Annotated in this window: 13 protein-coding genes; all 13 read right to left on the bottom strand. The window is 45.1% G+C overall.

Annotation, left to right across the window (positions count from 1 at the left end):
* Positions 1 to 34 precede the first annotated feature (34 nt).
* The 13 genes from WJQ40_RS07880 to WJQ40_RS07820 all read right to left on the bottom strand — a co-directional run bounded on the left by WJQ40_RS07880 (position 35) and on the right by WJQ40_RS07820 (position 12,325).
* Positions 35 to 370: a transcriptional regulator gene (locus tag WJQ40_RS07880; protein ID WP_118799045.1), complete on the bottom strand. Its 336-nt coding sequence runs from the start codon at positions 368 to 370 to the stop codon at positions 35 to 37.
* A 217-nt stretch (positions 371 to 587) separates the two neighbouring features.
* Positions 588 to 1,064 carry a flagellar export chaperone FlgN gene (gene flgN, locus WJQ40_RS07875; protein WP_337539103.1) on the bottom strand — a complete coding sequence of 159 codons (477 nt, stop codon included), beginning with the start codon at positions 1,062 to 1,064 and terminating at the stop codon, positions 588 to 590.
* Complete coding sequence (gene fliS, locus WJQ40_RS07870) at positions 1,061 to 1,447, bottom strand: flagellar export chaperone FliS (protein WP_118799043.1); 387 nt, start codon at positions 1,445 to 1,447, stop codon at positions 1,061 to 1,063. Before fliS ends, flgN begins: the two co-directional genes overlap by 4 nt.
* A gap of 1 nt (position 1,448) precedes the next feature.
* Positions 1,449 to 2,993: a flagellar filament capping protein FliD gene (fliD, locus tag WJQ40_RS07865; protein ID WP_337539100.1), complete on the bottom strand. Its 1,545-nt coding sequence runs from the start codon at positions 2,991 to 2,993 to the stop codon at positions 1,449 to 1,451.
* Between the two features lie 11 nt (positions 2,994 to 3,004).
* Complete coding sequence (locus tag WJQ40_RS07860) at positions 3,005 to 3,436, bottom strand: flagellar protein FlaG (RefSeq protein WP_118799041.1); 432 nt, start codon at positions 3,434 to 3,436, stop codon at positions 3,005 to 3,007.
* 97 nt (positions 3,437 to 3,533) lie between these two features.
* The gene (gene csrA, locus WJQ40_RS07855) at positions 3,534 to 3,752 is read right to left on the bottom strand and encodes a carbon storage regulator CsrA (protein WP_337539098.1); all 219 of its coding nucleotides are present in this window, start codon (positions 3,750 to 3,752) and stop codon (positions 3,534 to 3,536) included.
* On the bottom strand, positions 3,753 to 4,211 hold the full coding sequence (gene fliW, locus WJQ40_RS07850) for a flagellar assembly protein FliW (RefSeq protein ID WP_337404247.1): 459 nt from the start codon (positions 4,209 to 4,211) through the stop codon (positions 3,753 to 3,755).
* A 31-nt stretch (positions 4,212 to 4,242) separates the two neighbouring features.
* Complete coding sequence (gene flgL, locus WJQ40_RS07845; protein WP_337539096.1) at positions 4,243 to 5,802, bottom strand: flagellar hook-associated protein FlgL; 1,560 nt, start codon at positions 5,800 to 5,802, stop codon at positions 4,243 to 4,245.
* Positions 5,803 to 5,831: 29 nt separating this feature from the next.
* Positions 5,832 to 7,661, bottom strand: a complete 1,830-nt coding sequence (flgK, locus tag WJQ40_RS07840; protein WP_337539094.1) for a flagellar hook-associated protein FlgK — start codon at positions 7,659 to 7,661, stop codon at positions 5,832 to 5,834.
* 28 nt (positions 7,662 to 7,689) lie between these two features.
* Positions 7,690 to 9,300, bottom strand: a complete 1,611-nt coding sequence (gene flgK / locus WJQ40_RS07835; protein ID WP_337539092.1) for a flagellar hook-associated protein FlgK — start codon at positions 9,298 to 9,300, stop codon at positions 7,690 to 7,692.
* A gap of 32 nt (positions 9,301 to 9,332) precedes the next feature.
* Positions 9,333 to 9,851: a flagellar protein FlgN gene (locus WJQ40_RS07830; protein WP_337539090.1), complete on the bottom strand. Its 519-nt coding sequence runs from the start codon at positions 9,849 to 9,851 to the stop codon at positions 9,333 to 9,335.
* 5 nt (positions 9,852 to 9,856) lie between these two features.
* Positions 9,857 to 10,132: a flagellar biosynthesis anti-sigma factor FlgM gene (flgM, locus tag WJQ40_RS07825; protein ID WP_337539088.1), complete on the bottom strand. Its 276-nt coding sequence runs from the start codon at positions 10,130 to 10,132 to the stop codon at positions 9,857 to 9,859.
* A 150-nt stretch (positions 10,133 to 10,282) separates the two neighbouring features.
* Entirely contained in the window at positions 10,283 to 12,325 is a 2,043-nt protein-coding gene (locus WJQ40_RS07820) for a methyl-accepting chemotaxis protein (RefSeq protein ID WP_337539087.1), read from the bottom strand.
* Positions 12,326 to 12,390 lie beyond the last annotated feature (65 nt).

Here is a 12,390-nt window from a genome sequence, read left to right as displayed (position 1 = left end):
CCAGTCCATACCGGTAAGTGAGGTTTTTTAACTCTTACTGTTCCTTATACTTATCAAGCTGTGAATAGTCTTCCATCATTTCAAGGATCTTCTTACGTCCCTTCTTGTTCAGAAGCACATAATACTGCATAACTCTGTTTTCAAGAATCCTCTCTCCCAATGACTCTCCCTTTTCAAGAGAAGAAAAGTCGACCGGATTCAGACTCAGCTTGTCGCACATACGGATCACCGTTCCATATGCCATGCCCTCAATTCCTCTGTCAAGGGCAGTCACAAGAGTACTGTAAGGAATTCCCATTTCAAGGGCAAACTGTCTGACACTCTTGTATTGCTTTAAAATTTCGGCCTTTAAAATTTCTGCTTTGGTCATTTTCAAACCTCCATTAGCGTTTCCTGTTTATAATTCATATATCTTTGTTCTTCATGCAAGTATATCACATTCTCGATATTTCGTCACTGATAAAATACTTAATTTTTTATAAACTGTTACCAAAGTACCGAAAAATCCGGTTAAAAGCCCCATAATGCAAGAAGGAACAGGCAAAGCCTATTCCTTCTGTTTTATTTATTGTGTATTTGGCGCAAATTTATTTTTTCTGATCCATGAACTGCGGTGGTATTACATTGTTGCCACTCATGTTCTTATAATATCCATATGCTGTCCGGGAAGCCTTCTTTCCCTTCTGGAGCTCTCTCCGTTCTCTTATAAAGTAATCCTCCACCAGCTTTTTATTTCTGGTCTCCTGGGCTTTAATGGAAACTCCTTTTTCTGTCACCTCGGAAATCAATCCCTGAATCCTTCTGATCTGATCCTTATAAGCATCCTTATTTGTAAGCAGCTGCTCCCGGATTCTTTCATACAGTGCTTCAAAGCCTTCATCCAGCTCTGTCAGCTTCTGTATCAAAACATCCTTCTGTTCCATATTGGTGTCCAGTTCTTCCATGGATACTGTGTCCTTTTTCAGAAGCTCTTCCTGCTGTTTATTGTAGGCTGTGATCTCCTCCAGTACGTCAAGCTTCTTATGCAGACTGTCTTCCAGTATCCCCAGGTAATTATCGATCATACTCTTCCTTTCTCTCTATTAACCCGCATAACTTCCTTCCAGTTATCCCGGATGGCATGCAGGTGATCACGGATCTCTTCAAGGATCTCCACATCCTTCTTTACATTTGCCTCTACAAGTCTCTGATCCAGATAGACATACATCCTTTCAAAATCCTGTGCTACCGGATACTTCATATCCAATGTCTTCCGGAGATAATCGATAATATTCTCTACCTTGACAATATTAGTATGTGCCTTTGCTATATCCTTACGCTCTACAGCATCGATCGCCACATTACAGAATTTGATTGCTCCCTCATAGAGCATCAGTGTCAGCTCTGCCGGTGACGCTGTCAGCACCTTGCTATTGTTATACTGGGCATACGCATTTGGTAACGCCATGTCATGAGCCTCCTAATAATCCTGTTACAGCGCTTGAATTTGACTGCATCTTGGCCAGCGCAGTTTCCATCTTGCTGAATTTGGAGTACCATTTATCCTCATAATCCTGAAGCTTCTTCTCCAGCTCCTTGATCTTGCTTGTGTAACTATCGTAATCCGACTTCATTTTCTTGTCATCATAGAAATTACCAAAGGTTCTGTAGCCGTCTACTGACTTGGAAAGGTCTGTCATCTTGCCATACAGCTTCTGGGACAGTGACGTAAAGAAGGAAATAACCGTGTCCGGATCATTGGAGATCATGGTCTTCAGCTTGTCAGCATTGCCAGCGGTACTGGCATCATCTGAGTCTCCATCGATATGATAAGCATGCTTCTCATTCTCAGCTGCTGTAAAATAGCCGAGGGTATCGATGCCAAAATCACTCAGATACATGGTCTTGCCGCCAACCTCAACGCCGCCTGACATGATCTGCTGCAGAGCAGAATTTACTGTGGAAAGATTGTCATCTCTCCGGAGCAGGGCATCCTTGATCTTCTTTTCATATTTCTCAACCTCAGAATCGGACAAGGACTCCTTCTCATCATCCGTCAGCGGCTCATAGCCCTTGGCGGAATCTGCATTGTACAGCTTATCCATTTCGTTGATCACACTGTTATATTCCTTCAGGAAATTCTTGACCATGTCATAGATACCATCAGTATCCTGCTCTGTGGTCACAGTAACTGTCTCTCCTGGTGCTGTTGCAGAAAGTGCAGTAAAGGTCAGTCCGTTGATCTCAAATACATTGGTGCTGTCGGTAAATTTGGCACCATTGAGATAAATCTCCGCATCCTGTCCCTTGGTATAATGTGCTGCAGCCTCATCATCACTCTTACCGGTAGACTCTGCACTCGCATCATAGGAGATGCCAAGCATCTTAAGTGCCTTCTGTCCGCTTGCATCACCACTTGTGATGCTGAAGTTTCCATCCTCACCTGATGTTTTAGCGCTGACAAAGAACCTCTTCTGTCCGGCATCGTAGCTGGCATTTAAGCCTGCTTCCTTCATGGTATTCAGAACCGTTGAGATACTGGTATTCTTATCAATATTAAGTGTTTTCTGCTTGTCTCCGGCTCCCACTGTAATCGTACCGGAAAAATCATCTCCAAGCTTTTCATCCAGCTCTCCAAGAGTCGTAAGCGCCGTTACCTCCTTACTGCTCTGAATCTTACCACCTGTCAGGTATGCAGTTTTGGCAAGTCTGGAAACTTCCAGGGTCTGCACTCCATTCACAGCACCTTCACCTGTGATCACACTGACTGCGCTGCTGTTGGAAACCTTGGTCGTTTTTTTGCTGTATGCATCAGAAAAACGCATATTTGCGATATATTTGGACTGAAGATTCTTCAGCTTGGTATTCAGTTCCTTCCAGGCATCCTGCTTCCACTCAAGCTTGGTCTGTGCCTTTTTCTGTGTATCTACTTTTGTCTGTTTGGCACTGACCAGCTCCTGAATGATGCTTTCCGTATCCATACCGGAAAACATACCGGTCATTCTCATTGACATATCATATTCTCCTATCTCTTCTCATCCACTAAGATTCCAGCAAGCTCCCATACCTTGGCGATCATGTCAAGAGTCTTTTCAGGAGGAAGCTCCTTAATCACTTCCTTGGTATCCTTATCTATGATCTTGATGGTCACTCTGTTTGTTTCCTCATGGAATCCGAAGATTGCCTCTGAATGCGGCATACTCTTATTCAGCTGCTCTACCGCCTTCTTCAACTGTTCATTACTGGGCTGCTGATTCTGGGAGCCATTCTGTCCACTCTGGCTGTCCTGCCTCTCTGTCTCCCCTACCCTGGTTCCCGCTGCAATATCACCGCTTACAGCCTTCCCCTGTGTAGTAGTAACCTCCGTGTCCTCTACAACTGTCTTCTGTACAGGCTTCGCCTGTCTGGTCGTCTGTGCCTGATAGCTGACGGCACTGTTTAATGCTTCAATTGCCATGATAATCACCTCCGTGTGATAGTAAACAATTCCATTTAAACTGATTTCTTCTGTTATCTTTTATTTATATCGGAATAAATATCAAAAAAATTAAGGGTCAGCCAAGCAGATTTTGCAGTGCAGAAAGCCCTTCCATACTGACAGCCTCCTGATTTGCCTCCTGGATCTGCGCATAGACCTCTTTCCGGTAAACCGGCACTTCCTTCGGTGCACTGATGCCAAGCTTTACCTGTTCTCCCTTGATCTCCAGTACAGTAATTTCAATATTATTGTTGACGATCAATGCCTCGTTCTTTTTTCTGGATAAAGCTAACATCTATTCACCTGCTTTCTTTCCCGCATTCAGGATATCATAAATAGGGTATTTGACTGCATAAGCTTCGCCTTCCACAATCACCTGGCACGCTTTCTTTTCTGCCGCATTAATAATGATCGGTCCTCGTAAGTTAACGCTCATCTTCGTCAGATCCGAAGGCACTGTTACCGTAACGAGCACCAGAATCTCTTCCGGATCCAGCTTTCCGATCTGGGAAAGCAGTTCATCTTCTATTTCCGGATTGTAATCCGGTTTAACGATCAGCGGATCCATGACCGGCATGGCAAAAGCAGGCTCCTGCAGGGACTGCAGCCAGTGGATCGATCCTGCTCCCTTTTCCTCATCATGGATCAGGGCAAATTCTGTCATATCAGGAAATCCGATAATTCCTGCAGGAAAATGGATCGCCTTATCATCGTCAATCGTTACTTCTCCAAATACCTTCGTTTTGATCTTCATCGCTGCTCCTATCTGTACTCTCCGGTACGTTTTAAATATAATTCATCAGTGATGTCTGTAATATCTTTCCTGTTGCCATCAATGCCGCTTCGTACGTCAGCTTGGAGCTGGTGAGTTCCACAGTCACTTCCGCAATATCTGCATCCTCATTTTCGGACTGCAGCGTTTTAAAGGTTGTCTTCTGATCCATCAGTCTGTCGCTGATCAGGGCAAGTCTGCTGCTTCTCGTACCATTATCTGTAACTGCAATATTGGTGTCGTCCAGATATCCCTGCATACTGGTAATGGAATTTTCAAATTTTGTATGGATGTTTTCTCTGGCGTAATTGTAAGCCTTGGTTGCTGCATCAAGCTGCTTCTCTACCTTTTCATAGTCGGCAGTCCCCTCTGTCAGTTCCTTCTTCAGCCTGCTCAGATCCGTCATGGTCGCATTGATCTCCTGCAGGGAAGAAAGTGCTCTCTCAAGATCCTCGATATCTCTATTAAGGCCATGGGAAAAGGCTTCGTTTGCCATGGTATTGACACGTATCGTCTGGTTATATCCCACATCATACTCTATCACCTGATCGTTCACATCTGCCTCAAAATTAAACTTGGTCTTTGTACCATCTGCCTTCGTAACAGTGCTTCTGAAATAATGCTCAGGTCTTAAATCACCCTTTTCCCATTCGCTCTTTGTATAATTAATGGAAATCTCGGTATCATCCTTCACCGCTTTGCTCAGGGTTTCATAGGCCTTGTCACTGAATAACAGTTCTCCCGTCTCCGGAATGTAGGCCATGGCTGCAGTTCCTGCTTTATTTGCTGCTGCAATCTGCTGATAGCCTGCTTCTGCCGATGCCGCTGTCTGAATGTCTGCAGAATCAATACCCTGAATAGGCTTAAAAACTTCATTCCCACCTGCATCAACCGTAGCAGTTCCGATCTGAATACGGGCTGCACTCAGCTTGTCATAGGAAAGGCGGATCCTGTGGATGGTGCTGTTTGTTACATCCTGTTCAGTCACCGTATCATATTTGGCATCATTATAATTGCTCTTCGTCAGCCCGGCAAGCGTACTCATATTTGTATAACTGGTGGTATCAAAATCCTTCAGCTTCACCGGCTCTGTCATATTGTAGGAATCACCCTTTGCCGCATCCTCCTCTGTAAAGGTCAGCGTGGTATTGGTACGGTAGCCTGTAAATACATATCTGCCTGCAAAGTCTACATTGCCTGTAGAATAATACTCATTCCGGAGTGTCTTCATTTCCTGCAGAAGGATATTCAGGTCTTCCACTCTCTTTTCCTTATTGGCTGCCTTGCCCGCCTTCTTGACCAGATCTGTCAGAACCTCGGCATTTGTGCTGAGCGCGCCCTCTGTAATAGACAGCCAGCTGTCTGCATCCGGTGCATTCTTTTCATAGTACTGTGTCAGTTCGGATACACTGGTACGAAGCCGCAGTGCACGGATCGCTGTCACCGGATCGTCCGATGGTCTTGTCAGCTTCTTGGTCGTAGACATCTGTGTACTGAGCTTATCCTGTAAGATCTTATTGTTATTGATATTGTACAGGGAATTATTTTCCATGATCCTGTTTGTTATTCTCATAGCTATGTTCTCCTCTTTATGGCCTGGCTTTATACGCCAGTTTCCAGAATCAGTCTGTCATAAATTTCCGTCAGTGTCTGGATCATCTTGGATGCCAGTGTAAAGGAATTCTGATATTTTACAAGGCTGACCGCCTCTTCATCCTTATCCACTCCGGATATCGAACTTCTCTGGTTCTCAATCGTATTTTCCAGTCCCTCATAAGTCTTTTCAAAGGTATTGGCATTGCTTGCGTTCAGTGCCACATCCGACAGGATCATCTCCAGCATCTGACTGGCTGAACCATTCCGAAACTGGTATTTCTCCTTGCTCGTCAGAAGCTCGATCATTTCCTTGATCTGTCCGCATTCCTCCACACCCTGAAATTCATCATTCGAGATCCATGATCTGGTGCCCAGAAGCCCTGCATCATTTAGAAGCTCTTCATTTATAGTAAAGTTTCCTGCCGTCAGCTCATACAGACCGTTGTCCTTAGCTGCATCAAGGTCAGCCTCTGTATACTGTCCTCCCGTTGCCTTATTTCCTGTAAAAAGGATGCATCCCTTACCGTCATAAGCGTTCACACCACCGGTAAAAATATTATTTACCTTCTCAGAAAAGCCCCTGATCCATGTGTTCATCTGTGCCATATAATAGGGAATCCCCTGATATTTAATGGATTCTGAGGTCTTCGCTTCCTTACCGACTGCCTGTGTTGTAGGAAGTCCGGTATCCGGACTCGTCTTCAGGGTAAAGGTGTAAGTGCCATCATTATTGTATACCCATGATGTATAATCATAGATCGTATTTGCTATATTGATATGACCGCCCGTGTCAGAAAGCGTACAGGTCTTCATATCCTTCAGGTCATTGGCTGTTACCTCGATCGTAACCTTAGTGCCGCCACCCTTTACAAACTTTACCTTACCTTCAAAGTTGGTGCCGTTATTTCCATCCCTGAGCTCTACAAGTCCCTTCAGCTTGCCCTTCATGGCTGCATTGGTCAGATTAAACTCATTGCCGTTTGACCAGTGGATCTCATACAATCCGTCTACATCCGTCTGGTTCACCTTCTCGGAGGTGGATCTTGCTGTATAGGAAAGGGTATTGTAATCATTGGCATCTACAAGTGGCTGTCCCCCTGCGATCTGCACAATATAACGGGTTCCCCCCGTCTTTCTGTCCGGCTTATTCGGATCTGTGATGTCATATTCTGTAACATCCACATCCACAATCTTAGAAAGGTCATCAACAAGCTTTTCTCTCTGATCCCGGAGTTCATTGGCCTTTGCTCCGGAAAGCTCTATGACATTGATCTGCTTACTTAAGGTGGCAATCTTCTCTGCAATGGAATTGATCTGATCCACATTCTGCTGGATCTCAAGGTTTACATCCTTCTGCAGCTCCTGCAGATTTCCATACATGGTATTGAAATAATCCGTCAGCGCCTTGGCCGAGGAAATAAAGGTCTGCTTTGAATGGTCGCTGCTGGCATTGGATACCACACTCTGCAGTGCCTGGCTCATCTTATCAAAGACACTCTTAAAGCCTGTACTTCCATTATCATTGAAATAATCCTCAATGGTCTTGCAGTAATAGGCCTTAGACTGATACTCTCCGTATTTGCAGTTGTTATCCCAGTACTTCACGTTGTAGAACTGGTCTCTCACACGTTCAATCGCAATCGTATCAACTCCGGCACCGGCGCAGCCATAGGTCGTAAAGGTACGCAGTGCATTATTTGCTTCCTGTGATACCACCTGTCTGCTGTAGCCTTTGGTCTGGGCATTGGAAATATTATTTGCTGTTGTATTCAAAGCCGCATTGGAAGCTCTAAGTCCCGAGCCTGCGATCTGTAATCCAAAAAACTGTGAAGGCATGCTGTCACCTCATCTCTGATTATTTTGATTATCTGCCAAGCGTTGAGATCACGTGATCCAGCATCTCACTGATCACATTGATATAACGGCTGGCTGCATTATAAGCATTCTGGAACATGATCATATTGCTGAGCTCCTCATCAGACGATACACCATGCACCTGATCTCTCGCTGCATATGTCTCATTTACCGTCTTCTGCTGGTTCTCACTGATCCCCTTCAGTACTGATCCTGTATTTCCCACCTGAGATACCAGATTATTATAATAATTGGCAAGATTTGTCTTCGTATGAACCTTTGGATTCAGCGTATGCACGGCCTCTGTAAACAACGTTTTCAACGCATCTGCTGTATCCTGATCCACCTTCTGATCCGGTCTGATAAATCCAAGTAAGGATGGGGACTGCTTGATCTCACCGTTAATGATGATATTATTTATGGTAAAGTAAGGATCCCCATTCTGATCCGTTTCATTTGCTACCAGATTAAAAATCTGATAAGGGTTTCCATTACCGTCTCTCATATAGGTACTGTCCGGATAACTGCCGGCCTTATCAGCTGCATTTTTGAAAATCTCATTGATCCCCGTTACAACCTTGTTTACAAGCTGATCCAGCTCTGCCTGTACATTCATCAGGATCGACTGGGATATGTTCTTTTCATAATTATCCGCATCCTTCAGGTCTTCGTAGGTTGCTCTGTGATCTCCCCTTGCAAACAGCATGGATTTCAGGGATCCGATATCTGTATTGGTATCTGTGGAGATCGTCTGCTGCATATCATAAACTTTGGCAGAGCTGATATCTATAGGATTCTTCGTGGTATCTGCCAGATTTTTCCAATAAGGTGTATAGAACCCGGTCACCTCATCCTCCAGAAGTGCGATCTCATTGATCGAATCTTCCTTTACAAAATCATTTCCTTCAAATTTCACCAGCACATTGCCGTCTACATCCTCATAGTAGCTGATATTCCCCTTGCCTGATAATTCGTCAAGCAGCTGGTTTCTCTGGTCACGAAGGTCATTGGCATGCTCCCTGCCCCCTGCCTCGATCCTCAGGATCGCCTGATTCAGCTCCACGATCCTTTTACCATACTCATTGATCGTATCTACTTCCTTTTTCAGGTTATTGTTCAGATTGTCCTGATATTCTGCAAGTCCTTCATATACCGCCTTGCCCCTTGTAATAAATTCATTACATCTCTGGACAAATACTCCCTGATTTACAGAATTGGACGGATCCTTTGAAAGCTCCTGGACTGCTTTCCAGAGATTCTGGATCCCCTCGGAAAAGGTCTCTCCCTGCAGCTCCTGCAGAAGATCCTCCACCTCCTCTATAGCAGAAACAGAAGTGTCATAGAAAGCACTCCTTCCATTCTCCTGACGATAAGTTTTATCAAGGAAATAATCTCTGACCTGTTTAACCCGAGAATAATTAACACCAAGCCCTGTCTCCTGATAGGCATTGGCTGATGCTGTCTTAGATAAGATATTATAAGAACGGGTACCCTGCTGCACCTGCTGCCTGGTATACCCGGTAGTGTCAATATTGGACATATTATGCGCTGTGGTATTCAGTGCATTCTGACCGGTCTGTAATCCGGATACTCCGATGTATAAGCTTCCCATCAAACCCATTGTTATCACCTCATATAATTACAAATGCTGCCTTACTGTTTGGCATCAAAACCGCCAAAATTCACGCCAAGCTGCTCACCGGTATTGTAAGCGCCTCTGTTATAATTGGCTCCTTCCGGTGCTGCATTTCTGGACTGCAGCATATTCATGTCAAATTCAATCATCTCAAGTGCGTTCTGTAAAAGGATCCTGTTCTGTTCATTCACCCTTTTCACTTCCTGCACGACAGCCCTTAATCTGTCATAGGTCTGTGCCAGCTTCTGCTGTTCAGAGGGTCTCTTCTCAAGCATGGCGATCAGATCCGTGAGCTTCAGTGTTTTAACATCCTTGTTAATTACATTGGCAATATCGGCATAGGTTTCCTGGCGTTTATGATCCAGTTTATTCACTCTGCCTGCAATAGTCTGTTCTTCATCCGTGATTCTGGTAAGCTCTTCCAGATTGCCGGATACGATCACCGGCGTCTTCTTTCTGCATAATCCCAGCAGCGCTTCATATTCTCCGCTTTCCTGATCCAGTACATCTATCAGGTTTTCCATCAAACTTGCCACTGGGATTACCTCATTTCTTCATATTTGGAAAACAGCTTATCTGCAAAGCTTTCTGTACTTACATGATAAGTCCCTGCCTCAATACTTGCTTTAAGAGGAGCGGTCACTTCTTCTCTGATATCCGAAGCAGCCCTTGCAGCTTCCTTCGCAATCTGCATATCCCTGCCCATGCTGGAAATCTGCAGCTGGTCAGTAGGGCGCACATTCTTCTTTTCCTGCGTCTTCGTTGTCCTGTTTGTATTATAAATCTGCTGGATCTGTGAATAAGCTTCAATACGCATTCTGTTGTCCTCCTTCCATTATTATGATTTCATAATAGATATCGGATAAAACAGGAAAGACTTTAGTATATTTTCAAAAAAAGAGACCGGACACCTGCTCTGGCAGTCCGGTCTCTGATCATATTCTTCTGTTTAAATGTGCTCTCTTACTTAGATCTTGAACTTTGACATCGCAGCTTCCAGCTCTCTGGTCTGCATCTGCAGATTTTCAGCATCCTTTGTCAGACCCTTCAGGAATTCAACCTGTTCAGAAATGCTTGCTGTTACCTCTGTTGTTGCAGCGCTTGCACTCTCTGATGCCTGGGATACTGCCTGGATCTTCTTAAGAACATCATCCTTGTCTCCAACAAGCTCTGTCATGCCGCTTGTAATTCCCTGCAGATTAGATACCAGTGCCTGCACGGTATCATTGATCTCGTGGAATACGGAAACCGTTTCCTCCAGTGCTTTCATCTGATAATCCACATTCTTCTCTGTCTGTCCCGCAGACTCCGCTGCAGTTCTTGTAGCTTCTTCAATCGATGCCACAATTCCGGTGATCTCGCTGCCCGCTGTCATAGACTGGGCTGCCAGCTTGCCAATAGACTGGGCTACTACAGCAAAGCCTCTTCCGCTCTCTCCGGCTCTCGCTGCCTCAATGCTTGCATTCAGGGAAAGCAGATTCGTCTCCTCTGCAATATCACTGATCGTTTCAATGATCCTTGCGATCGCTGTACTCTGTTCGTTTACATTCTCAACATTGTCTACCAGCTCTCTGGTGATCTTGCCGGTAGCTGTTGCTGTCCTCTTCAACTCATCCACCATGGTAGTACCACGCTGGATACTTCCGATCGTGCTCTGCATCATACTGCCCATGGAGTCCACCGTTTCATTCATGTGGTTGATCTTATCGCCGAAGGCTGCCATCATCTGATAGCCATCCTCTGCATCCTGTGCCTGAGTAGCAACATCTGCTTCCACACTGCCAAGGGCACTGTTTACTTCTTCCATGGAAGACAGGATCTGCGAGGTCGTTTCTGCTACCTGCCCTGCGGAGGTATCTACCTCACCACCAAACTTCTGAACCTGCCACAGCAGCTCCTTCACACCGCCAAGCATCTTGCCAATGCTCTTGGATACCAGCCCGAATTCGTCTTTTCTCTTCTTGGTCGGAATCTGTACGAGCAGATCACCTTCACTTGCCACCTGCATGCACCTAGAGATGGTATTCAGTGTCTTACGGATATCACTGGAAAGTATGATACCGATCATGATCGCTACTACAGAAGCGATCAGCACGAATATAACCGTAGTGTTCCTGAGTCCTGATGCCTCTTCCAGGATACTGGCCTCCGGGATCAGGGCACATACTGTCATTTCAGTTTCTCCGACCGGTGCCGCCAGAAGCAGATATTTCCTGCCGCCTACATCCACATATTCAGATACGCTGTCCTTTCCTTCTGCAGGAGCAAGATCCAGTCCCTGGTACAGCTCTGCATCTGTCACTTCTCCATTCTGGATATTGATCTCACGTCCGTCCGCAGTCACGATAGATGCACTGCTGCCCTTGCCAAAGTCCATCTTTCCAAGAACCTCTGCAACCGTATCCATCTTGATATCAACGGTAAGGAATCCCTTACCCGTCGTAAATCTCTTCACGAAGCTGAATGCATAATCATCTGTGGTGATACCGGTCGTCTCATCAATATAAGGGTGTGTTCCCATCCATATACTTTTTACTGTAGAATCTTCAAAAACAGCACCTTCCCTCTTCAGGAACTCATCATAAGCCCCATCCGGGAAAGCCACCTTGGTCGGTGAATCCTTCGTGGTGGAAGAAACCGGGCGTCCAAGCTGGGCAAACTCATGCACATTTGCCGTATACTTGGTCGATGAGGTCTGCTTCAGGATCAGATCCTTCATTTCATTATAAGAAGTTGCTTCCTTATTCTTGTCCTTGCTGCCGGCATTCAAGCCAAAGTAATTTTTTACCTGCTCTGAGGTAAGCAGCTCTGTCGTACCGCTCTCCACTGTCTGTGTCAGCAGCTTCATATATTCTGCCACTGAAACCACAGTACTGCTGGCAGACTGCTCATACTTCTCCATCGTCGACTTGGACGCGGTCTCATAGGACACCACTCCAAGAACGATCATCATTACGATTGGAACCAGAAAGGCGCCAAGTAATTTGACAAAAATATTTTTCTTTTTCATATGTAACCCCCAGTGAAGCATATAACTTAATCGTTTTCGTTACATTTTATTATAATCCAAAAATA

Origin of the sequence: Suilimivivens sp. (assembly GCF_037359455.1) — a bacterium.
Lineage (GTDB): Bacteria > Bacillota > Clostridia > Lachnospirales > Lachnospiraceae > Suilimivivens > Suilimivivens aceti.
Note: the sequence above shows the minus strand (reverse complement) of the source record. Positions and strands in the feature narration are given on the sequence as shown.

Excerpts from the sequence above, each read along its gene's own strand:
- WJQ40_RS07880 (WP_118799045.1), bottom strand. The coding sequence starts at position 370 with ATGACCAAAGCAGAAATTTTAAAGGCCGAAATTTTAAAGCAATACAAG.
- fliD (WP_337539100.1), bottom strand. The coding sequence starts at position 2,993 with ATGTCAATGAGAATGACCGGTATGTTTTCCGGTATGGATACGGAAAGC.
- flgM (WP_337539088.1), bottom strand. The coding sequence starts at position 10,132 with ATGCGTATTGAAGCTTATTCACAGATCCAGCAGATTTATAATACAAAC.
- WJQ40_RS07860 (WP_118799041.1), bottom strand. The coding sequence starts at position 3,436 with ATGGCAATTGAAGCATTAAACAGTGCCGTCAGCTATCAGGCACAGACG.
- flgK (WP_337539094.1), bottom strand. The coding sequence starts at position 7,661 with ATGCCTTCACAGTTTTTTGGATTACAGATCGCAGGCTCGGGACTTAGA.
- fliW (WP_337404247.1), bottom strand. The coding sequence starts at position 4,211 with ATGAAGATCAAAACGAAGGTATTTGGAGAAGTAACGATTGACGATGAT.
- fliS (WP_118799043.1), bottom strand. The coding sequence starts at position 1,447 with ATGGCGTTACCAAATGCGTATGCCCAGTATAACAATAGCAAGGTGCTG.
- flgN (WP_337539103.1), bottom strand. The coding sequence starts at position 1,064 with ATGATCGATAATTACCTGGGGATACTGGAAGACAGTCTGCATAAGAAG.
- flgL (WP_337539096.1), bottom strand. The coding sequence starts at position 5,802 with ATGAGAATAACAAACAGGATCATGGAAAATAATTCCCTGTACAATATC.
- flgK (WP_337539092.1), bottom strand. The coding sequence starts at position 9,300 with ATGGGTTTGATGGGAAGCTTATACATCGGAGTATCCGGATTACAGACC.
- WJQ40_RS07820 (WP_337539087.1), bottom strand. The coding sequence starts at position 12,325 with ATGAAAAAGAAAAATATTTTTGTCAAATTACTTGGCGCCTTTCTGGTT.
- csrA (WP_337539098.1), bottom strand. The coding sequence starts at position 3,752 with ATGTTAGCTTTATCCAGAAAAAAGAACGAGGCATTGATCGTCAACAAT.